This is a genomic window from Ochrobactrum sp. SFR4 (assembly GCF_019730395.1).
GTDB lineage: Bacteria > Pseudomonadota > Alphaproteobacteria > Rhizobiales > Rhizobiaceae > Pseudochrobactrum.
In genome coordinates, this window is sequence record NZ_JAAPBB010000417.1 from 1 (window position 1) to 346 (window position 346).

The window sequence follows — 346 nt, forward strand, 5'->3', positions numbered from 1 at the left end:
TTGAACAAGAGTTAGATCAAATGCGGTCAGCTCATAACAGGATGTCGGCTGTTCATGCCAGACTTAAACGATCACAGGATCGTAAGGCAGGCTCACTGCTTGCATAGCCTCTTGGCGAAGTTTCAGTGATCCGCCTTCGCCATAGCTTTGCCGATCGATGGAATGCCCCATCAAAATTTTACGTACTTCCGCATCAATCTTTGCGTTCTTCATTCGATCTTCAAAGGAGTGCCGCAGCGAATAGAATGTTTGCCGCGGCATTTCGAATAAATTATTTTCACGCAGATATTTCCCAACGGCGCCTGATAGCGTGTCTCCTTTATCACGATAACGGGGGAAACCATTC

At 46.8% G+C, this 346-nt stretch carries 1 pseudogene; it reads right to left on the bottom strand.

From position 1 onward, the window contains the following. Window positions 1-63: 63 nt before the first annotated feature. Window positions 64-346: pseudogene (locus HBA93_RS19625) on the bottom strand (integrase); the annotation flags it as partial.